Origin of the sequence: Micromonospora noduli, from assembly GCF_003264365.1 — a bacterium.
GTDB lineage: Bacteria > Actinomycetota > Actinomycetes > Mycobacteriales > Micromonosporaceae > Micromonospora > Micromonospora noduli.
In genome coordinates, this window is the sequence record NZ_PYAK01000006.1 from 40,698 (window position 1) to 59,291 (window position 18,594).

The following is an 18,594-nucleotide window of genomic DNA, read 5'->3' on the forward strand; positions in this document are numbered from 1 at the left end:
CCAGTTGATGCAGGCCCTTGACGTGCACATACTCCTTCCGACAGAGCTTTATCGTCGACTCGAAGGAAACCACTGGTAATGCGGACTCCCCCCGCGCACGTCGCACCGCCGGATCGGGTGCGAAAGCGTCGTCGCCTCACTCGCATCACGCTCGCCTCAGCGGTCGTCGCCGCGCTGGCCGGCAGCGGCATCTACATCGCCGGCGCCCAGGCCGAAGAGGTCGCCGTGCCCGGCCGGGTGCAGGCAGAGGCCTTCGCGGCACAGTCCGGGGCGCAGACCGAGGGCACCGGCGACGCCGACGGCGGCCGGAACGTCGGCTGGCTGGCCAGCGGCGACTGGCTGCGCTTCGACGGTGTGTCGGTGACGGGTGTCGACCTGACGGCCCGGGTCGCCTCGCTCAACACCGCCGGCGGCAGTGTCGAGTTGCGCCTCGGCGCGCAGAACGGTCCACTGCTGGCCAGTTTCCCGATCGCGGGGACCGGTGGCTGGCAGAAATGGACCACCGTCACCGCGAAGGCGTCCGCTGTGCCGGCCGGCGCGCAGACCGTCTTCGCCGTCATGAAGAGCACCTCGACGTCGGACTTCGTGAACCTGAACTGGTTCACGTTCGGCCCCGCGACCGGCACGTCGCCGAGCGCCTCGGCCACGCCGAACACGTCGGCCGTCCCTTCGGCCACGCCGAGTTCCACCGCGTCCGCGTCCGCGTCCCCGTCGACGTCCGTCCCGCCGAGCGCACCGGCCGGCGGCTGGGTGCCCGTCGACCAGGCCAAGTGGAGCAGGGAACTGGCCGCCTTCAACGCCATCAAGCCGAAGGCGGTGCCGCCGGGCACCACCCGGGTGCCGGAGTTCCACACCGACTGCGGCGTCGCGAATTCCGCCCCGGACGACCCGATCGTCCTGCCGGGCCTGTCCGGCGCCTCGCACATGCACACCTTCTTCGGCCCGAAAATCGACGCCTTCACCACCACGGACAAGCTGTTCACCGCGGCGAACACCTGCAACGCCCCCGGGGACAAGAGCGCCTACTGGACCCCGGAGCTACGCAAGGACGGCAAGGCCGTACCGATCAAGAGCATGCGCATCTACTACGGCTCGCGGGTCAAGGACCCGTCGACCGTCAAGCCCTTCCCGCCGGGCCTGGTCGTGGTCGAGGGCGACGCCAAGCGGCAGGTCGACACTCCGAAGAACGCCGGTAGCAACCAGTTCTGGTGCGCGGGCAGCGCCGAGATCGGCCGCAGCGCCGACGGCAACTGGCCGAAGTGCGCCCCCGGCGGCAACCTGATCTTCCAGCTCGTGTTCAAGGACTGCTGGGACGGCAAGAACATCGACTCACCCGATCACAAGTCACACATGGGCGACCCGGTGAACGGCGTCTGCACCGGCAGGTACCCGGTGGCCGTGCCGGATCTCTCCTTCATGGTCAACTACGAGTCGCTGGGCGGTGACGGCCTCAGCCTCTCCTCCGGCAAGCCGTCATCCATGCACGGCGACTTCATGAACGCCTGGGAGCCGGAGCGTCTCGGTGACCTGGTGAAGTCCTGCCTCAACCAGAACGCCAAATGTGGCGTCGACACGACCTTCGCCGGCGGCTGACCACCGCCTCCGTCGTCGACGGACGGCCCCCGCTCAGGCGTGGGGGCCGTCCGTCATCGCATCACGTCAGTCAGAGATTCACGCTGACGCCGGCCGCCTTGCATGCGGCGTTGACGTCCTTGCCAGCCTTCTCGAAGGCCGGGTTGTCGGCGGCGGTCGCCGGGTCCGCCGCGGCCGCAGCCTTGGCCGCCTCGGCAGCGAAGGTCCGCAGGGCGTCGGCCAGCTTGCCGTCGCCGGTCGAGGCGACAGTGGTCACCTTCTGCTCCAGCCCAGTAAGGATCTTCTTGAAGTCCGCCGCCGACGCGTCACCGGTCGTGGCGACCTTCACCATCTCGGTCCTCATCTCGTCGCTGGCCTTCTTCACCGCCTCGCAGAGCTGCTTGTCGGTCGCCGCGCCCGCCGCGGGTGACGAGGCCGGCGTGGCGGCGGCGGAGGTGGCCACCGCGGACGGGGCTGCGGAGGTGGGAGCGGGCGTGGTGGATCCGGCGGTCGTCGCCTTGTCGGCGTCGCCACAGGCGGCGAGGGCCGTCGAAACGGCAAGGATCAACATGGCGGAGGCAAGACGGGAAGATTTCACGGACGCGGACGATAGCCGAAGTCCACACGGTGATCAATTCGCTCGGCGTCCGCCACTCCGCGTGCTGTCAGCGACGATTCACCGCCGCCCACTGGCCACCGCACGGCAACCACCTATGTGGACGGCGGGCTGGTAGGAAGAGGCGAGTTGCCTCACCTCAGGGAGATGATCGTGGCACGTTCCCACCTGTCCCGCCGTTCGCTGCTGACCGCCGGGGGTGCCGCCGCCGTGGCCCTCGGCGCGGCCGGGGCCAGTCCGTCCGCCGCCGCCGCGCCAGCCGACAACCCGGTCGATACGCCGGCCGAGGCGCTGCGCCGGCTGCAGGCCGGCAACCAGCGGTTCACCTCCGGGCACGGCCGGCACCCGCACCAGGGCCTGACCGACCTGCACCGGCTCGCCGCCGGTCAGCACCCGTTCGCCATCACCGTCGGCTGCGCGGACTCCCGGGTCGCCCCCGAGGTGCTCTTCGACCAGGGGTTGGGTGACCTGTTCGACAACCGGGTGGCCGGCAACATCGTCGACGACCTGCTGCTCGGCAGCGTCGAGTTCGCGGTGGAGGAGTTCGGCAGCCTGCTGATCGTCGTCCTCGGCCACGAACGCTGCGGCGCGATCACCGCCACCATCGACGCCATCCACACCGGCGGGACGGCGCCCGGGCACATCGGCACCATCGTGGACGCCCTGCGCCCGATCGTCGAGCCGGTGCTGGACCAGCCCGGCGACCCGGTGGAGAACGGGGTCCGGGCCAACATCGCCGCCCAGGTGCGGGCGCTCAGCGCACGCAGCACGATCATCGCCGAGAAGGTCCACGAGGGTGCGCTGCACGTGGTGGGCGCCCGCTACGACCTGGACAACGGGCGGGTTTCCCTGGTGGCCTGAGGCCGTCACCCGATCCTGGGCCACCCGGACGGCGACGCTGGTCGGTCATCCACTGCCGCCGACCGGCGCCGCCGGTCGCGTCGCGGCCGACGGGTACGGCGGAAGTAGGACCAACCGGCCAACGGCAACGCGACCGCCCAGGCCAGCAGGAGCGGCAGGCCGATCAGGACGCCGGTCGGGGTGAAGATGTCATCCGAGCTGGACTCCCCCAGGTCAGCGGCGAACTGCCAGGGCAGGGTCGCCGAATAGCCGATCATCAGGGCGGACCCCAGCACCGTTGGCGTCAGCGGCAACCACTGTGGCACCCGACGTCCGCGCAGCCACGGCACCCACCGGGGGAAGACGAGCCCCCAGTCCTTGATGAGCCCCAGCGCCAGAACGCCGCCGAGCCCGGCGAGGACGCAGAGCAGGCCCAGGTAGAACGCGCCGGCCGGCAGGCCCAGGAAACCGTCGACCGGGTGATCCCCCACTCCGGGCCCGCGACCGTGGTACCACTCGCGGAACGGGTCGGGATTGGCGAACAGCGGGATGCCGAGGATCCACGGCACGTGCAGCGGGATGAACCCCAGTACGGGGGCGATCCACGCCACGTGCCCGGCTCGGCGGGCCCAGGACGGCGGCGGTGCGGGCATGGCGTTCGTACGTGGTGTACGGGTCACGGCGTCGTCTCCATCAGTGGCGGGCGTTGGCACATCCGAGATCACCGTCGCGGAACGGCGCGACGAGCGGATCGCCGCGCGGAGGGAAATCGCCTCCCCCGCCGCAGGGATGGCGTCTTTTCGTCACGACGGTCCGTGTGACGAAAAGACTTCACGGCGGCGGGTCACGCTCCGGAGGCTGGACACCATGAATGTGACAGGGCTCGACCGACCAGGCGACGGCCACCCACAGCCCCCGCCCGGGGACACCCTCGCCCGAATCACCGTCGTGGACGCACTGCGGGGCAGCGCGCTGCTGCTCATCCTGCTGGTGAACATCGCGTTCTTCAGTTCCGGCTACGACTTCCACCTGGTCGACGATCCGACGCACGGCGCAGTCGACCTGCTGATCGCCGGCGCGGTGGAGCTGTTGTTCGCGATGAAGGCGTACCTGCTGTTCGCCTTTCTGTTCGGCTACAGCTTCACCCTGCAACTCGACTCCGCGACACGGCGCGGAGTGGCGTTCCGCCCGGCGTTCCTGCGCCGGCTCTCCGGGTTGTTCGTCCTCGGCGCGCTGCACGCGGTGCTGCTGTTCCACGGCGACATCCTCACCACGTACGCGCTGCTCGGTCTCGTGCTGCTCGCGGTCCGGCGGATCGAGCCCCGCACCGCGCTGGTCGCGGCGGCGACCATCATCGGCGGCATCGCCGTCGTGGTCGGGATCGCCGCGGTCCTCGGTGCCACGCTGGTTCCGGACGAGGCCGCCGCAGTCAGCGCCGGTGCGCGTTCGACGCTGGCCCTGGGCGGCGGCCTCGGCGATGTCGTCCTGGAGCATGTGCGGTCGATGCCGGCGATGATCGGCGGTCTGGCCGTGCAGGGGCCCCTGGCGTTCGCGGCGTTCCTCGTCGGCCTCGCCGCCGGTAAGCACCGGCTTCTCGCCACCGTGCCCGCCCACCAGGACCTGCTACGCCGGTGCGAACGGGTGGGGTATCCGATCGGTCTGGCCGGCGCCGTCGTGTTCGCGGTCGGTGGTTCCACCGCGAACCTGACCGGGCTGATGGTCAGCATCGTCACCGCGCCGTTCCTGGCCGCCGCCTACGCCGCGACCCTGCTGCGCCTGTTCACGCGGCGGCCGCGCCTCGCGGGGGCGTTCGCGCCCGCTGGGCGGATGGCCCTGACGAACTACCTGGCCCAGTCGCTCATGTGCGTGCTCGTCTTCACCGGCCTCGGGTGGGGCCTGGTCGGCCGCACCGCGCCGGCACAGACACTGCTGATCGCACTGGTGATCTTCGCGGTGCAGCTGGTGGTCAGTTCGTGGTGGCTGCGGCGGTTCCGGTACGGCCCCGTCGAATGGGCGCTGCGCGCCTGGACCCACCGGGAGCGCCGCCCCAACTAGGGTGCTGACATGGTCGATCGGCACCAGGTGATGAACTTCCGGGTCCGGGCCCAGCAGCTCGACCGGGACGAGGGCACGCTCACCGACACCGCCGTCCTGGACCTCGGCGTGCAGAACACCGGTCCGGACGGCGCGCGGTGGGCGCTGGCGGTACGCGGGGTCGACGTGACCGCGTTGTCCGACACCGATCTGGTCCTGCTGTGGACCGTCCGGGGCGCTCCCCACCTCTACCGCCGGGCCGACGTGGCGAAGGTGGCCGCCGCCGTCGAACCCAAATCCTCGGCCGACGCCGGCAAGCGCATCTACGACGCCGCGAAACCGTTGAAGGCCGCCGGCATCGACACTCTGGCAGCCCTGGACGAGATCGCCGACCGGATGCGGGCCATCGTCAGCACGCCGACGGTCAAGGGGGACGTCTCCGGCCGCCTGGCCACCATGCTGCCCGAGCCCTACCTGCGGTTCTGCCGTCCGTGTGACGCCACGCACCTCTACGAGATGCCGTTCCGGCTCGCCGCCGTACGGGCCGGACTGGAGTTGCAGCTCGACACCTCACCCCCGGTCCTGCGGCGCATCACCGGGTTCAGGAAGGCAGCCGCTGCTGGTGACCGCTTCGACCTCATCCGCGCGTATCTTCGCCTGCTCGGTCCGGCCACCCCGAAACAGGTCGCCGACTACCTCGACGCACCGGTGAAGGACGTGAAGGCGCACTGGCCCGAGGATGTCATCGAGGTGACGGTCGACCGCGAGGTGCGCTCACTGCTGGCCGCCGACGAGGAGGCGCTGGAGTCGGCCGACAGCACTGTCACCCGCCTGCTCGGCCCGTTCGACCTGTTTTTGCAGGCCAAGGACCGGGCAACGCTGGTGCCCGACGCCGCCCACGCCAAGGAGCTGTGGCCGGTGCTCGGTCGCCCCGGCGCCGTCCTGGTCGACGGCGAGTTGGTCGGCACCTGGCGTCCCCGCAAGTCCGGCAGGACGTTCACTGTCGCCGTCCAGCCGTGGCACCGGTTGTCGGACGCCACGCGTAAGGCCATCACCACGCAGGCCGAACACCTCGCCGCGTACCGCTCCGTCTCCCTCAGCGGCGTCGACTTCGGCAGCTAGTTCTCGAGGACGCTCACTCCACCGCCCAGGCGATGGCGGGCGGGTGCACCCGAGCGCAGATCGGCCCACCGACGGCATCGGTCAACCCGAGCCGGCCGACCAGCGTCCCGTTGCCCTCGTGGGCGGCGCGCAGCAGCTCGGTCGGCACGTCGGTGAACATCAACTTGGCTCGTCGGAACATCGCGAAGCCGTCCTGGGTCACCGCGCCCCAGCTCAGATAGAGAAACCGGGCCCCGGGGCGGCCGTGCACCCAGGGGCCACCGACGTCGAGCGTTCCGTCGATCTCGCGGCTGGACACCTCGAAGGACCAGGTGGCGCTTGCCGCGTCGGCCGGCACCTGATCGACGACCTCGGCCTTGCGCTGAACCCCGACGTGCACGTTGCCCCGCCGCAGCGCGTCGGCCTCCGCACCGGGACGCTGACCTGGGAGATCGCTGCCGTCGATCCGGATCCGCATGGCACCGACTCTAGTTAGTCGGCTGGTTGCTCGGCGGTGTCGTCGTTCTCGCCGTACTCGCCGCGGATGGGCAGGTAGTAGGCGGGCAGGAACGCGGCGATGATGACGACGCCGGCGATCGGCACGAACGCGCCGACGAGGATGCCGGAGCCGATCCAGACCAGCGCGAGCGCGAACCGGCGGCCGATGGCTCGCGCACCGAAGCGACCGAGGCCGGGGTTCAGCAGCTCGGCCCGACGGAGGTGTGCCCACACGATGTTGAAGAGGGCCGCCGCCGTCCACAGTGTGCCGCCGTAGACGACGACCGACGCACGCAGCCCCTGCTCCGCCCGCAACGCTTCGGCGAGCAGTGACGTGGAGAACGGCAGGAACGCGATGACCATCAGGAGCAACGTGTTGAGGAACAGGACCCCCCGGTCGACATGCCGGACGCGGTCGAACATGACGTGGTGATTCACCCACACCTGCCCGATGAGCAGGAAGCTCAACGTGTACGCAAGGTACGACGGCCACAGCGCACCGAGCCCCTGGACGAGGTTCCCGAAGTCGTGGGGCGGTTGGATCTCCAGCACGAGGAGCGTCACGGCGATCGCGAAGACACCGTCGCTGAAGGCCAGCAATCGGCCCGGGTTACGGGTCAGCCGTGAAGTTTCCCTTTTGGGAGGCACGTAGCGAATTATGCAATAGGTCAGCTTTCGTCATTGGCGGAGCGGCGCCAGAACTGGCGTGGCGCGAAACCCTCACGTCGCAGCCAGTGCTCGGTGTAGACGATCCGATCCGCCTCGACGACCACGAGTGTGTCCTCGGGCGGCTCGGACAGCGCCCGCCCCCGCTCGGCGTGCTCGTTCTCCCACCGAACCGCCGCCCAGTAGTGCGCGCGGTCCGGATGCTCCGGCGAAAGCACCCTGGCCGTCCCGAACAGTTGGGCACCGCGGCTGCTGGCCAGTCCGACCAGCGGCGCGAAGATGCCGATGGACACGCGCGGGTCGGCGGCGATGTTGCGGATCTTCGGCGACCGTGGCGCGGCGGTGAAGAGCACCGCGAAGCCGAGCGGGTAGTACCGCACCGGGGTGGCCAGCGGCCCGTCCGGACCCGTTGTCGCGAGCACACACATGTTCTGCGACGACAACAGGTTGAGGAGGCGCTCCTCAAGCCGTTCACGATCGAGCCGCTTCGCTGGCGTGGGCTCCGACAGCCACGGATTCGTCAACGGCATACGACGTCCTCGATCATGGCGAGCACCCTAACCGGGTAAGCCGCCGTCAAGATCGGCAGGGCGCGCCTACGCCGTCCTGCGCAGGTAGGTCTCGGCCAACTGCCGAAGGCGTGTCCGGTCGAAGCTGTCCCCGTGGCCGGGATGGACGACGGACACGTCGAGGTCGACGAGAAACTCCATGCTCCGCCGACAACAGTTCGTTGACGTGCGGCTCCGAGATCCGGACAACGTCGCCGTCCACTTCGGCCCGCGAATACCAGTCGACCATGCCCGAGAGTGTGCCAGCGCGGCGATGCCTCTTCGACCCCGCGAATCACGGTCCGTGGTCGTCGCGATCGAGATGGAATCCGGCGGGTGCCAGGAGAAGTTAAATGATCAAGAAGAGACGGTCGGCGGGGTCCACGACCGCCGCCAGCACCGCGCCCGGTACGAGCGCCGGATCGTCCGCGTGGATCGTGTCCGCCTCGAACGGGGTGAACCCCGGCCCACTGATTCGCAGGCGGAGCTCCAGCCCGGGATTTTCGCCGTCCAGGTGGTTCGCCACCGCGAGAATCTCCGCCATCGCGGCGACGCCAGCCGCGGCCAGCCGACGCGCGTCACGGCGCGAGCGGCCCACCACCCGCCAACCGAAGACGCCGAACCCGACACCGATGGCTGTCGCCAGGACGCCACCGACCAGCAGACCCCAGAAGTCGCTGGACGATCGCGGTGGGTCCAGCGTCACGGCGGCGACGAGCAGAACCGGTCCGGGTAGGCAGATGGCCAGGAACACGAGTCGGCTGAGCAGCGCGCCGATCGGACCGACGCGCGCTTCCGCTTCGCGAGGGGCACTCGTCACCCTCGCACCGTAGTGCAGCGGCTGGCTGGTTCACTCCTCCGTCCGGGCAGGGTCGGGGAGGGTGAATCCGTCCGCGCCGGCACGCGGGAACGCCCGATCCGCCGATCTGAACGAGTACGTCATGAAAGACTCGCCCGGCTGGCGGAAGGGGCGGGGATGCAACCAACCTGGCTCGTAGCGCTCTCGTGGGCTTCGCTCGCGGTCGGCGTCGTCAGCTTCGCGGTCGTGCTGGCCGACACCTATTTCCGCGGAAACCGTCAGCCGGTCCGGGTCATGGAGATCGTCTGGCTGGTGACAGTCCTCTACATCGGCCCGGCCGCTGTCCGCCTCTACTGGAACTGGGGCAGACCTGAGGCGTTCTCTCAACGGCGGCAGGAGGATCAACCGCGACGGCCCCGCCGGGGCATCGTCGTCACCCACGTGTCCCGCTGCGGCGCGCACTGCGCTCTCGGGTTCATCGTCGCCGAGGTCGCCCTGTACGCCGTGAGATTCGACCCGGCCGAGGACCCGCTGTGGGTCGCCTACGCCGGCGACTACCTGACGGCGGTGACGATCGCCGTGCTCTTCCGGTACTTCGCCGGGCCGGGTCGCAGCCTGACGAAGGTCTGGCACGCACTGTCGAGCGTCGGCAGGATCGAGCTGCTGACCATCACCGTGTTCGAGGTGGCGTTGTTCGTGTGGCTGACCCTCGCGCATCGGGTGGTCTTTCCGGAGCTACACCTGCGACCCGACAGCCCGACGTTCTGGTTCGCCGGTCAGCTCGGGCTGATAGCCGGCTTCGTCGCGGCCTGGCCCACCGCCTCCTGGCAGCTCGGCCGAAGGCTGAGGTTCGAGCCGCGCCGACTCCCCTACGACTGAGCGGGGCCGGATCGCCGGCTCGGCTGCCCCGGCAAGGAACAAGCGGCACAAAAAACAAGCGGCAAGGAGATCACTCTCCCTGCCACTTCTAACGTATACCGCACCTGGGGGCTTGCGGCAAGACCCCGGTCGTGGCGCAGAATCGGCGGCCGGACCAGCACAAACGAGGTAACGGGGGCGCGACGTGGGTGTGTTGTCGATGGACGGGGACCGCGGCGACCGGGCACCGTTGTTGGATCTTCGAGAGGTCGACGAGACGCAGGTGTCGGTCGTCGGCGGCAAGGCCGCGCACCTGGGCGCGCTGTCCCGGATCGACGGCATCCGGGTGCCGGCGGGGTTCTGCGTCACGACGGCCGCCTTCGGGCGGATCATGGCGCAGGCGCCGTCGATCGACGATCGGCTCGATCAGCTGTCGCGCCTGAGCCCGGACGACCGGGAGGCGATTCGCACGCTCAGCGCGGAGATCCGTCGCAGCGTCGAGGAGGTCCCGGTTCCGGGCGACCTGGCGGCCGCGATCACCAGCGCGCTCGCCCGGTTCGGCGAGCAGGCCGCCTACGCCGTGCGGTCCAGCGCGACGGCGGAGGACACGCCCACGGCGTCCTTCGCCGGCCAGCAGGATACCTACCTGAACGTGGTGGGGCCGGAGGCGACCCTGCGGCACGTCAGCCGGTGCTGGGCGTCACTGTTCACCGAGCGGGCCGTCATCTACCGCCTGCGTAACGGCATCGACCACCGCAGCGTTCAGATGGCTGTTGTCGTACAGCAGATGGTTTTGCCGGATGCCTCCGGCATCCTGTTCACGGCGGACCCGGTGACGGGCAACCGGAAGGTCGCGACAGTGGACGCCAGCTTCGGCCTCGGCGAGGCCCTGGTGTCCGGCCTGGTGAACCCGGACGTCTTCACCGTGCGCGACGGCGAGGTCGTGGCCGGCACGGTCGCCGCGAAGCAGCGGGCCGTCACCGCGCTGCCCGGGGGCGGCACGCGAGAAGTGGCGATCGACAGGCAGCGGCAGGAGCAGCCGGCGCTGACGCGGGCGCAGGTGGTGCGACTCGTTCGGCTCGGGCGACGGATCGAGGCACACTTCGGCCGCCCGCAGGACATCGAGTGGTGCATGGTCGACGACGACTTCCAGATCGTGCAGAGCCGGCCGATCACCACGCTGTTCCCCATCCCGGCGGCCGATGACCAGGAGAACCACGTCTATCTCTCCGTCGGTCACCAGCAGATGATGACCGACGCCATGCGGCCGCTGGGTCTCTCCATGTGGCGGTTGACGGCCATCGCCCAGATGCTGGAGGCCGGCGGGAGGTTGTTCGTCGACGCCACCCGGCTGCTTGCCTCACCCACGAGCCGCGCCGGTTTCCTGAACCTGGCGGGCAAGTCCGATCCGCTGATGAGGGACGCGCTGGAGACCCTGATCGACCGCGGGGACTTCGTTCCGACGCTCCCGGACACCGGCGAGCCCGGCAGACCGACGACCGGCGGCGCGTCCACCTCGATCGAGACCGACCCGGCCATCGTCACCGAGCTGATCGAGCGCAGCGAGGCGTCCATCGCCGCCCTGCGGCGCGACATCGCGCCGGTGACCGGTACGGCGCTGTTCGACTTCCTGCTGGAGGCCTTCCAGGAGCACAAGCGGGTCCTCGGCGATCCGCTGAACATGCAGGCGATCATGGCCGGCATGGAGGCCACCTGGTGGCTCAACGACCGGCTGCACGAGTGGCTGGGCGAGAAGAACGCCGCGGACACCCTCACCCTGTCCGCCCCCGGCAACATCACGTCGGAGATGGGGCTGGCGCTGCTCGACGTCGCCGACGTGATCCGTCCGTATCCGGAGGTGGTGGCGTTCCTGCAAGGCGCGCACGACGACTTCCTCGACGAGCTGCCGAAGGTCGCGGGCGGGGCCGAGGCGCGCGCCGCCATCGAGGCGTACCTCGACCGGTACGGCATGCGCTGCGTCGGCGAGATCGACATCACCCGGCCGCGGTGGAGCGAACGCCCCAGCACGCTGGTGCCCGTGCTGCTGGACAACATCAAGCTCTTCGAGCCGGGCGCGGCCCGGCGGCGCTTCGAGCAGGGTCAGCAGCAGGCGCAGCAGAAGGCGCAGGAGGTGTTGACGCGCCTGCGGGCGTTGCCGGACGGGGAGCAGAAGGCCGACGAGACCGCGCGGATGATCGACCGGGTGCGGACCTTCATCGGCTACCGGGAGTACCCGAAGTACGACATCATCAGCCGCTACTTCATCTACAAGCAGGCCCTGCTGGCAGAGGCCGAGCGCCTGGTACGCGCCGGGGTGCTCACCGAGACCGAAGATGTCTTCTACCTCACGTTCCAGGAGTTCCACGAGGCCGCGCGCACGCACCGGGTGGACGACGAGCTGATCCGGCAGCGCCGGGACGCGTTCCGGTCCTACCAGGCGCTCACCCCGCCCCGGGTGCTGACCTCCGACGGCGAGGCGATCACCGGGGCGTACCGACGCGACGACGTGCCCGCCGGCGCCCTGGCCGGTGTGCCGGTGTCCGCCGGGACGGTCGAAGGACGCGCCCGCGTCATCCTGGACATGGCGCAGGCCGACCTCGAAGCGGGTGACATCCTCGTCACCGCCCACACGGACCCCAGCTGGACGCCCCTGTTCGTCGGTATCGCCGGCCTGGTGACAGAGGTCGGCGGGTTGATGACGCACGGCGCGGTGATCGCGAGGGAGTATGGCCTGCCGGCTGTCGTCAGCGTGCTCGACGCCACCCGGCTGATCCGCGACGGGCAGCGGATCCGCGTGCACGGCAGCGACGGGTACGTCGAGATCCTGCCCTGACCGGCGGCGTTACAGGAGGAACGACGATGGCGGTTTCGGTCCTACGGCTGACGATCTGGGTGGCCACGGCGTCGACAGTGGTGTCGCTGGCGGGGTGCGGCAGCGGCGGCGAGGCGACCGGGGCGCGGACGACGCCGAGCCCGGAGGTGACGCTCGCCCCGTCGCTGGCCCCCGATCAGGAGTTCCGGCGGTTGGAGGAGCAGTTCGGGGCACGACTCGGGATCCACGCCGTCGACACGGGCACCGGCCGCACTGTGGAGTACCGCGCCGACGAGCGGTTCGCGTACGCCTCGACGTGGAAGGCCCTCGCTGCCGCCGAGGTGCTCGACGGCACCACCGACGCCCAACTGGATCGCGTGGTGCGGTACTCGGCGCGGGACCTGGTGGCGCACTCCCCCATCACGGAGAAGCACGTCGGTGAGGGCATGAGTCTGCGTGCCCTCGCCGACGCCGCCGTGCGCTACAGCGACAACACGGCCGGCAACCTGCTGCTGCGCCACCTTGGCGGACCGGCGGGGTTCGAGGCGAAGCTGCGCGCGCTCGGCGACACGGTCACCGACGTCGCCCGCTACGAGACCGCGCTGAACGAGGGAACACCGGGCGACAAGCGGGACACCAGCACAGCGCGGGCCCTGGCCGGCGACCTCCGGGCGTACACCGTGGGGGTTGCCCTGGAACCGGCGGACCGTGACGTGCTGCGCGGCTGGCTGCGGGGCAACACCACCGGCGCGGCGCTGGTCCGCGCCGAGGTGCCGGCCGGCTGGGTGGTCGGGGACAAGACCGGGACCGGCGGGTACGGCACCCGCAACGACATCGCGGTGATCTGGCCGCCTGACCGGGCCCCGATCGTGCTCGCCGTGCTGTCCAGCCGCGACAGGAAGGACGCCACCCCCGACGACGCCGTCATCGCCCAGGCCACCCGCGTGGTCGTCGCCCAACTGGGAGCATGAGCCCGTCAGGTCGCGGCGCGGCTGTCGTACGAGGTCTGGTGGCGGCGGATCTCGGCGTGGTGGTCGGCGGACCAGGCCGCCAGGGCCAGGACCGTGGAGAGTAGCGACCTGCCCAGGTCGGTGAGGGCGTACTCGACGCGGGGCGGCACCTCGGGGTACGACGTCCGGGTGACGAGGCCGGTGCGCTGGAGGTGTTTCAGGGTCAGCGTGAGCATGCGCTGGGAGATACCGGGGATCGCGTCGCCCAGGTCCGAGTAGCGGACAGGGCCGTCGGCGAGCGTGCCGATGATCAGCACGCTCCACTTGTCGCCGACGAGGTCCAGGACCTCCCGGATGAAGTCGGCGTCCTCGTCGTTCCAGTGCGCGCAGGGCCCCGGAGCGGCTCGGACGTTGCCCCGGACGTTGGTGCGTCTGCGCCGAAGATCTCCTGCGCTCATCCCCGTCACCCCTCCGCGTAGCCCGCGCTACGCACATGAATGTACCTTTTGTGGCCCTCCGATTCTGATGCATCATGGCGCTACGAACAAGAAGTGAGAATCACTGAGGAGCACCATGAAGATCGAGTTCTGGTCGGACATCGTCTGCCCGTACTGCGGGCTGATGGACCACCGGCTCCACCGGGCCCTGAACCGGCTCCCGTACGGCGATCAGGTGCGGGTGATCCACCGGTCGTTCCAGCTCCATCCCGACCTGCCCCGCGCGGGGGTCAGTCAGCGGGAGTTGATCACGATGGCGGGGACTCCCGCGACAACCGTCGACCGGGTCCTGCGGCCCATCGAGCGGGCTGCCGAGGCGGAGGGTCTGACGCCCTACCACGCGGTGGACCGCACCCTCGGGCCGACGGATTTCGCCCACGAACTGCTCGCCTACGCGACCGACCAGGGGCGCGGCGCCGAGACCTGGACGGCGATGTTCCGCGCGCACTTCGGGCAGGCCCGCAAGCTGTGGACCGTCGAGGAGGTGCTCCACTTCGCCGCCGAGGTGGGCCTGGACCACGACGAAGCCGCCGACGCCCTGCGAAGCCGCCGCTACCGGGCCCGCGTGGCGGCCGACCAGCGCGAGGCACAGCGCCTCGGGGCACGCGGCGCGCCGTTCCTCGTCTTCGACGGCCGCTTCGCCGTTCCCGGGGCGATCGGCCTCGACGACCTGCTCGCGGTCATCGACAAAGCGTGGGCCGAGAGCCACCCGACGCCGCAGGCGCTGCCGATTGTCGGTGCGGCCGAGGGCATGTGCGCCCCGGACGGGTGCGCGGTGCCCGACCGCACCACCTGAGCCCGTCAGGCGGGGCGGTACTTCAGCAGGACGACCCCGGAGGGGAAGGGTTCGGCGGACACCAACTCCAGCCGTGCCGGCGGCTGACCACCCTCGAACAGCGCCCTACCCTGGCGGAGGAACACGGGATGCACCAGGAGGTGCAGCTCGTCGATGAGTCGGAGATCGGCGAGGGACCGGACCAGTGTGAGACTGCCGTAGACCACTATGTCGCCGCCGGCCTCACGCTTGATTTCGGTGATCTCGGCGGGGTCGAGGTGTGTGAGCCGCCGGGTGTTCGTCCAGGTGGCGGTGTTTTCCGAGGCGGAGACGACGATCTTGTCCAGCGCGTCGAGGCGTTGGGCATACCCCCGCACGGCGTCCGGTTGGTCGGGGTCCTGGGCGGTCGACGGCCAGTGGCCGGCGAAGTCCGCGTGCGTGATCCGGCCCAGCATCAGGCTGCCGGCGTTGTCCACCAGGGCCCGCTCGTACTTTTGCAGGTGTTCGTCGACCAGCAGCCAGTCCATCTCGTCGTCGGGGCCGGCGACGAAGCCGTCCACCGTGGTCCACATCGACACGACAATCTTGCGCAACGTTGTCCTCGCCTTCATGGTGTGGTGAGCCCCGGGTGCCCGGGTCCTCGGCGTGCTGGTTACTGGCCGCCGCCGAGCGCGGCTCGGACGGGTTGCGGCGTACGAGCCGGGAACCGCTCCTTGAAGTCGACGACGCCGACCCAGGTGGGGCGTAGGCCGATCCGGACCATCCGCAGGCCCGACTGGTCGATCGCCGCCAGGTAGGCGTTGACCATCTCGTCGCCCATTCCCGCGCGCTGGATGGTGGCGTACTCCGGCAGGACGCCCTCGACCTCGGTCAGGGTGACCGTGCCGCGCAGCATGAGCACCTCCGGAAGGCCGTCGGCGGTGTCGATGCAGACCGCCACGTCCGGCCGGGCGCTCAGGTCACGGATCTTGTACGTGCCGGCGAACGCACCGACGACCAGTTCGTCGCCGGTCCACAGGATGTTCACCGGGATCAGCCGCGGCGTGCCGTCCCTGCTGGTGTAGGCGAGGCGCGCCACCAGGGACGCGGCGAGCAGACGCCAGGCCAACGGGGTGTCCAGCAGTTTCACGTCACCTTGCGGCAGGCTCATGTGAGCCACGCTAGGGGTCTAACTCCTAAAGAACAAGTGATACTCCTAAATTAGGATCCAGGTAGGGTGGACGCCATGAGCGGCATGCGTAGTTACGGAGATCCCTGCGGTGTCGCGCGTGGACTGGACATCATCGGCGAGCGGTGGGCGCTGCTGGTGGTACGCGACCTCCTGCTCGGCCCTCGGCGGTTCAACGACCTACTCGGAGGCCTACCCGGGGTGAGCCCGAACGTGCTGAGTCAGCGGCTGCGCCAGTTGACCGAGCACGGCGTAGTGCAGCGGCGGGACCTGGGCCCGCCGACGCGGGTCCACCTCTACGAGCTGACCGAATGGGGCTGCGCCCTGGAGCCGATCCTCCTTCAGTTCGGGCGCTGGGGAAGCCAGTCTCCCCAACTTCCCGACGGCGCTCTCGGCATCGACTCCCTGCTGCTCAGCATCAAGGCCGCCTTCGATCCGGCGCGAGCCCCGGAACTCGCCGGCAGCTACGCGTTCCACATCGACTCGGATACGTACCTTGCCGACGTCGCGGACGAGACGGTGCAGCTCCGGCGCGGCACCACGTCCGAACCCGACGCGGCGCTCACCACCGACCTCGACACCCTCCGGGCCGTCTGCGGCCAGGAGATCACCATGGCGGCGGCCGTGGAGTCCGGCGCCCTGCGGTTGAGCGGCGACGAGGACGCCAGGCGCCGCCTCACTGACCTGCTCCTGACCCCGTTCACGCCCGCACCCCAGCCCACCACGCCCTGACGACCGGCGATCCGCCCCTCGTCACCCTCGGCGTGGGCTGACTCCCGCCACCGTCAGGTCGAGCAGTCGGGCGGCGTCGGCGGCAGGATCGGCGTGGTGCTCCGTGGCCAACGCGATGCCGGTGATCAGCGCGAGCAGATCGGTGATGGTCACGTCTGGTGCCACCGCGCCGGCCATCGCGGCCCGGCGGACGAGTGGTTCGCCCGCCTCGGTGAGCTGCGCGGTGGCGCAGTGCTCGTGCGCCTCCGTGGGGCTGGCCGTGCAGTCGCGGGTCAGCGCGATGGCCAGGCCTCTGATGGTGGCGACGTTCCCGTTGACAGCGGCGAGCCAGTCCAGCAGCGCGGCCCGCGCGTCGGCGGCGTCGGACAGCTCGCGGGCGCGGGCGCTTAGGTTCTCGATCACGCCGCGGAAGACGGCGTCCAGCAGCGCGTGACGGCTGGGGAAGTGTCGGCGCACGGTGGCCGAGCCGACTCCGGCGATGCGCGCGATCTGCTCCAGGGACGCGTCGGCACCGTGCGCGGCGATCTCCTGCTCGGCCACGGCCAGCAGGCGCGCGTAGTTGCGCCGGGCGTCCGCTCGCTGGCTGGACATGGCATCACCTCACGGTTGCTAAGTGGCGGGGTCCGCCGTATCTTAGCGAAGCATAAACGGCGGGCCCCGCCGTTTATCGTTCAGCCCCGTGACAGGAGACTCCGCATGGCCACCAATTCCGAACCCGTCCTGGTCACCGGCGCCACGGGCAGGCAGGGCGGTGCCACCGCTCGCGCCCTGCTCGCGGCCGGCGTACCTGTCCGAGCACTGGTCCGTGACCCCGCTACCGACCGCGCGCGGGCGGTCGCGGCCCTCGGGGCCGAACTGGTCACCGGCGACCTCAATGATCGCGACTCGCTGGTCCGGGCCGCGCAGGGAGCACGGGCCGTCTTCTCCGTGCAGATGCCCGCGATGGACGGCAACACCATCAACTTCGACGGCGAGCTGACCCAGGGCGTCAACCTGATCGAAAGCGCGCTGGCCGCGAAGGTGCCGCAGTTCGTACACACCTCCGTCAGTGGCGCTGGCCAGCACACCGCGGCGCCCGGCTGGGCCGAGGGCCGCTGGGCGACCATGGAGCCCTACTACACGACCAAGGCAGGCATCCAGGATCGGGTACGCGAGGCGGGCTTCGCCCACTGGACGCTGATCAAGCCGGGCTTCTTCATGGACAACTTCCTACCCTCAGCGGCGTACCTGCTCCCCCGGGGCGTCGCCGGCGGCCTGGCGACGGTCCTCAAGCCACAGACCTCGCTCTCCCTCGTCGCGGTCGACGACATCGGCCGCGCAGCCGCCGCGGCCATCGCCGAACCCGATCGGTTCCATGGAGTCGAGCTGGAGCTGGCGAGCGACCACCTGACGCTGACGGAGATCGCCAAGGTCCTCTCCGACGCTCTGGGCGCCGAGCTGACCGCGCCCGACATGACCGAGGAGGAGGCGGTCGCCGCAGGTATGCCGGAGTGGGCCGGCATCTCCCACGAACAGATGAACGTTGTCGGCCAACCCGCTCGCCCGGAGTACGCGCGAGCCCTCGGCATTCCCCTCACGAGTTTCGCAGCCTGGGCGCGCCACAACCTGCCCGAGCCGTCGCAGCCGTAAGGGCCCGCGACAACCAGCTCCAGAGTGCTGTGCGCCGGCGGCACGGGCGGCGGCGATCACGGTACGCTCTGTGACGGGTTGCCCGTCGGTGGCACCATCGGTCTGATGAACGTTCGTCGTTTGGCGGCCGTCGACATGTACGGCAGCCGAGGAACCACCCGCCGACGGCGGATCATTCTGGCCGAATTCCTCGTCGGCGTGGTTGTCATGGTGACGTGGGGCGTCTGGCTGCTGTCGTCCTCGAACGACCTCGGCAGCCGGGCGTTCGGCCTGTGGCTGACCGGCGCAGGTCTCAACTACGCACCGCTGTCCACGTACGCGCTCATGCTGATGCGACCCGGTGCCCTCGACGCCGAACTGGCAGGCGTCGACACCAACCTGGAACTGCGCCGCTACACAGTGCTCCAGCTGTGGGTCTTCGTGCCACTCTCGCTCGTCGTCTTCACCATCCGCGACACACTGGCCCGGCGGAGGGCAGGCACGACAGCTCCCTGACCAC

21 protein-coding genes are annotated in these 18,594 nt (G+C 70.1%); 11 read left to right on the forward strand and 10 right to left on the reverse strand.

The window, feature by feature from the left end:
• Nucleotides 1–78 precede the first annotated feature (78 nt).
• Nucleotides 79–1,593: a DUF1996 domain-containing protein gene (locus tag GUI43_RS06710; protein WP_112698333.1), complete on the forward strand. Its 1,515-nt coding sequence runs from the start codon at nucleotides 79–81 to the stop codon at nucleotides 1,591–1,593.
• 70 nt (nucleotides 1,594–1,663) lie between these two features.
• On the opposite strand, the gene GUI43_RS33755 is transcribed toward GUI43_RS06710, so the two are convergent.
• Nucleotides 1,664–2,170 carry a hypothetical protein gene (locus GUI43_RS33755; protein WP_170158690.1) on the reverse strand — a complete coding sequence of 169 codons (507 nt, stop codon included), beginning with the start codon at nucleotides 2,168–2,170 and terminating at the stop codon, nucleotides 1,664–1,666.
• Between the two features lie 165 nt (nucleotides 2,171–2,335).
• Here GUI43_RS33755 and GUI43_RS06720 point away from each other — a divergent pair, with 165 nt between their 5' ends.
• Nucleotides 2,336–3,049 carry a carbonic anhydrase gene (locus GUI43_RS06720; RefSeq protein ID WP_249037668.1) on the forward strand — a complete coding sequence of 238 codons (714 nt, stop codon included), beginning with the start codon at nucleotides 2,336–2,338 and terminating at the stop codon, nucleotides 3,047–3,049.
• Between the two features lie 5 nt (nucleotides 3,050–3,054).
• On the opposite strand, the gene GUI43_RS06725 is transcribed toward GUI43_RS06720, so the two are convergent.
• Nucleotides 3,055–3,708: a hypothetical protein gene (locus GUI43_RS06725; RefSeq protein ID WP_146765868.1), complete on the reverse strand. Its 654-nt coding sequence runs from the start codon at nucleotides 3,706–3,708 to the stop codon at nucleotides 3,055–3,057.
• A 187-nt stretch (nucleotides 3,709–3,895) separates the two neighbouring features.
• Here GUI43_RS06725 and GUI43_RS06730 point away from each other — a divergent pair, with 187 nt between their 5' ends.
• Nucleotides 3,896–5,083: a DUF418 domain-containing protein gene (locus GUI43_RS06730; RefSeq protein ID WP_112698335.1), complete on the forward strand. Its 1,188-nt coding sequence runs from the start codon at nucleotides 3,896–3,898 to the stop codon at nucleotides 5,081–5,083.
• Between the two features lie 9 nt (nucleotides 5,084–5,092).
• A complete protein-coding gene (locus tag GUI43_RS06735) occupies nucleotides 5,093–6,184 on the forward strand; it encodes a winged helix DNA-binding domain-containing protein (RefSeq protein ID WP_112698336.1) in 1,092 nt (363 codons plus the stop codon).
• A gap of 13 nt (nucleotides 6,185–6,197) precedes the next feature.
• Here GUI43_RS06735 and GUI43_RS06740 read toward each other — a convergent pair whose 3' ends face one another.
• From GUI43_RS06740 to GUI43_RS06755, 4 genes are all read right to left on the reverse strand, one after another.
• The gene (locus GUI43_RS06740; protein ID WP_112587525.1) at nucleotides 6,198–6,641 is read right to left on the reverse strand and encodes a DUF5990 family protein; all 444 of its coding nucleotides are present in this window, start codon (nucleotides 6,639–6,641) and stop codon (nucleotides 6,198–6,200) included.
• Between the two features lie 14 nt (nucleotides 6,642–6,655).
• The gene (locus tag GUI43_RS06745; protein WP_244220648.1) at nucleotides 6,656–7,261 is read right to left on the reverse strand and encodes a TMEM175 family protein; all 606 of its coding nucleotides are present in this window, start codon (nucleotides 7,259–7,261) and stop codon (nucleotides 6,656–6,658) included.
• 68 nt (nucleotides 7,262–7,329) lie between these two features.
• The gene (locus GUI43_RS06750; RefSeq protein ID WP_112587527.1) at nucleotides 7,330–7,857 is read right to left on the reverse strand and encodes a pyridoxamine 5'-phosphate oxidase family protein; all 528 of its coding nucleotides are present in this window, start codon (nucleotides 7,855–7,857) and stop codon (nucleotides 7,330–7,332) included.
• 367 nt (nucleotides 7,858–8,224) lie between these two features.
• Nucleotides 8,225–8,695, reverse strand: coding sequence for a hypothetical protein (locus GUI43_RS06755; protein WP_112587529.1), 471 nt, complete (start codon nucleotides 8,693–8,695; stop codon nucleotides 8,225–8,227).
• A 156-nt stretch (nucleotides 8,696–8,851) separates the two neighbouring features.
• Here GUI43_RS06755 and GUI43_RS06760 point away from each other — a divergent pair, with 156 nt between their 5' ends.
• From GUI43_RS06760 to bla, 3 genes are all read left to right on the forward strand, one after another.
• Nucleotides 8,852–9,553, forward strand: coding sequence for a DUF4396 domain-containing protein (locus GUI43_RS06760; protein ID WP_112698337.1), 702 nt, complete (start codon nucleotides 8,852–8,854; stop codon nucleotides 9,551–9,553).
• A gap of 199 nt (nucleotides 9,554–9,752) precedes the next feature.
• Nucleotides 9,753–12,365 carry a rifamycin-inactivating phosphotransferase gene (gene rph, locus GUI43_RS06765; RefSeq protein ID WP_112698434.1) on the forward strand — a complete coding sequence of 871 codons (2,613 nt, stop codon included), beginning with the start codon at nucleotides 9,753–9,755 and terminating at the stop codon, nucleotides 12,363–12,365.
• 26 nt (nucleotides 12,366–12,391) lie between these two features.
• Nucleotides 12,392–13,315 (forward strand): class A beta-lactamase, encoded by a 924-nt coding sequence (gene bla, locus GUI43_RS06770; protein WP_112698338.1) that lies wholly within the window; start codon nucleotides 12,392–12,394, stop codon nucleotides 13,313–13,315.
• A 5-nt stretch (nucleotides 13,316–13,320) separates the two neighbouring features.
• On the opposite strand, the gene GUI43_RS06775 is transcribed toward bla, so the two are convergent.
• On the reverse strand, nucleotides 13,321–13,752 hold the full coding sequence (locus GUI43_RS06775) for a winged helix-turn-helix transcriptional regulator (RefSeq protein WP_112698339.1): 432 nt from the start codon (nucleotides 13,750–13,752) through the stop codon (nucleotides 13,321–13,323).
• A gap of 115 nt (nucleotides 13,753–13,867) precedes the next feature.
• On the opposite strand from GUI43_RS06775, the gene GUI43_RS06780 reads away from it, so the two are divergent.
• Nucleotides 13,868–14,587, forward strand: coding sequence for a DsbA family oxidoreductase (locus tag GUI43_RS06780; protein ID WP_112698340.1), 720 nt, complete (start codon nucleotides 13,868–13,870; stop codon nucleotides 14,585–14,587).
• 5 nt (nucleotides 14,588–14,592) lie between these two features.
• On the opposite strand, the gene GUI43_RS06785 is transcribed toward GUI43_RS06780, so the two are convergent.
• Together GUI43_RS06785 and GUI43_RS06790 are read right to left on the reverse strand one after the other, a co-directional pair.
• Entirely contained in the window at nucleotides 14,593–15,177 is a 585-nt protein-coding gene (locus GUI43_RS06785; RefSeq protein WP_112698341.1) for a dihydrofolate reductase family protein, read from the reverse strand.
• A 41-nt stretch (nucleotides 15,178–15,218) separates the two neighbouring features.
• The gene (locus GUI43_RS06790) at nucleotides 15,219–15,716 is read right to left on the reverse strand and encodes a pyridoxamine 5'-phosphate oxidase family protein (RefSeq protein WP_249037669.1); all 498 of its coding nucleotides are present in this window, start codon (nucleotides 15,714–15,716) and stop codon (nucleotides 15,219–15,221) included.
• 75 nt (nucleotides 15,717–15,791) lie between these two features.
• On the opposite strand from GUI43_RS06790, the gene GUI43_RS06795 reads away from it, so the two are divergent.
• Entirely contained in the window at nucleotides 15,792–16,466 is a 675-nt protein-coding gene (locus tag GUI43_RS06795) for a winged helix-turn-helix transcriptional regulator (RefSeq protein WP_112698343.1), read from the forward strand.
• Between the two features lie 21 nt (nucleotides 16,467–16,487).
• On the opposite strand, the gene GUI43_RS06800 is transcribed toward GUI43_RS06795, so the two are convergent.
• Nucleotides 16,488–17,057, reverse strand: coding sequence for a TetR/AcrR family transcriptional regulator (locus GUI43_RS06800; RefSeq protein WP_112698344.1), 570 nt, complete (start codon nucleotides 17,055–17,057; stop codon nucleotides 16,488–16,490).
• A 105-nt stretch (nucleotides 17,058–17,162) separates the two neighbouring features.
• Here GUI43_RS06800 and GUI43_RS06805 point away from each other — a divergent pair, with 105 nt between their 5' ends.
• Together GUI43_RS06805 and GUI43_RS06810 are read left to right on the forward strand one after the other, a co-directional pair.
• Nucleotides 17,163–18,095 carry an NmrA family NAD(P)-binding protein gene (locus GUI43_RS06805; RefSeq protein WP_112698345.1) on the forward strand — a complete coding sequence of 311 codons (933 nt, stop codon included), beginning with the start codon at nucleotides 17,163–17,165 and terminating at the stop codon, nucleotides 18,093–18,095.
• 105 nt (nucleotides 18,096–18,200) lie between these two features.
• On the forward strand, nucleotides 18,201–18,590 hold the full coding sequence (locus GUI43_RS06810) for a hypothetical protein (protein ID WP_146765869.1): 390 nt from the start codon (nucleotides 18,201–18,203) through the stop codon (nucleotides 18,588–18,590).
• Nucleotides 18,591–18,594: the final 4 nt, after the last annotated feature.

Excerpts from the sequence above, each read along its gene's own strand:
- GUI43_RS06710 (WP_112698333.1), top strand. The coding sequence starts at position 79 with ATGCGGACTCCCCCCGCGCACGTCGCACCGCCGGATCGGGTGCGAAAG.
- GUI43_RS06720 (WP_249037668.1), top strand. The coding sequence starts at position 2,336 with ATGATCGTGGCACGTTCCCACCTGTCCCGCCGTTCGCTGCTGACCGCC.
- GUI43_RS06730 (WP_112698335.1), top strand. The coding sequence starts at position 3,896 with ATGAATGTGACAGGGCTCGACCGACCAGGCGACGGCCACCCACAGCCC.
- GUI43_RS06735 (WP_112698336.1), top strand. The coding sequence starts at position 5,093 with ATGGTCGATCGGCACCAGGTGATGAACTTCCGGGTCCGGGCCCAGCAG.
- GUI43_RS06740 (WP_112587525.1), bottom strand. The coding sequence starts at position 6,641 with ATGCGGATCCGGATCGACGGCAGCGATCTCCCAGGTCAGCGTCCCGGT.
- GUI43_RS06750 (WP_112587527.1), bottom strand. The coding sequence starts at position 7,857 with ATGCCGTTGACGAATCCGTGGCTGTCGGAGCCCACGCCAGCGAAGCGG.
- GUI43_RS06760 (WP_112698337.1), top strand. The coding sequence starts at position 8,852 with ATGCAACCAACCTGGCTCGTAGCGCTCTCGTGGGCTTCGCTCGCGGTC.
- rph (WP_112698434.1), top strand. The coding sequence starts at position 9,753 with ATGGACGGGGACCGCGGCGACCGGGCACCGTTGTTGGATCTTCGAGAG.
- bla (WP_112698338.1), top strand. The coding sequence starts at position 12,392 with ATGGCGGTTTCGGTCCTACGGCTGACGATCTGGGTGGCCACGGCGTCG.
- GUI43_RS06775 (WP_112698339.1), bottom strand. The coding sequence starts at position 13,752 with ATGAGCGCAGGAGATCTTCGGCGCAGACGCACCAACGTCCGGGGCAAC.
- GUI43_RS06780 (WP_112698340.1), top strand. The coding sequence starts at position 13,868 with ATGAAGATCGAGTTCTGGTCGGACATCGTCTGCCCGTACTGCGGGCTG.
- GUI43_RS06785 (WP_112698341.1), bottom strand. The coding sequence starts at position 15,177 with ATGAAGGCGAGGACAACGTTGCGCAAGATTGTCGTGTCGATGTGGACC.
- GUI43_RS06790 (WP_249037669.1), bottom strand. The coding sequence starts at position 15,716 with ATGAGCCTGCCGCAAGGTGACGTGAAACTGCTGGACACCCCGTTGGCC.
- GUI43_RS06795 (WP_112698343.1), top strand. The coding sequence starts at position 15,792 with ATGAGCGGCATGCGTAGTTACGGAGATCCCTGCGGTGTCGCGCGTGGA.
- GUI43_RS06800 (WP_112698344.1), bottom strand. The coding sequence starts at position 17,057 with ATGTCCAGCCAGCGAGCGGACGCCCGGCGCAACTACGCGCGCCTGCTG.
- GUI43_RS06805 (WP_112698345.1), top strand. The coding sequence starts at position 17,163 with ATGGCCACCAATTCCGAACCCGTCCTGGTCACCGGCGCCACGGGCAGG.
- GUI43_RS06810 (WP_146765869.1), top strand. The coding sequence starts at position 18,201 with ATGAACGTTCGTCGTTTGGCGGCCGTCGACATGTACGGCAGCCGAGGA.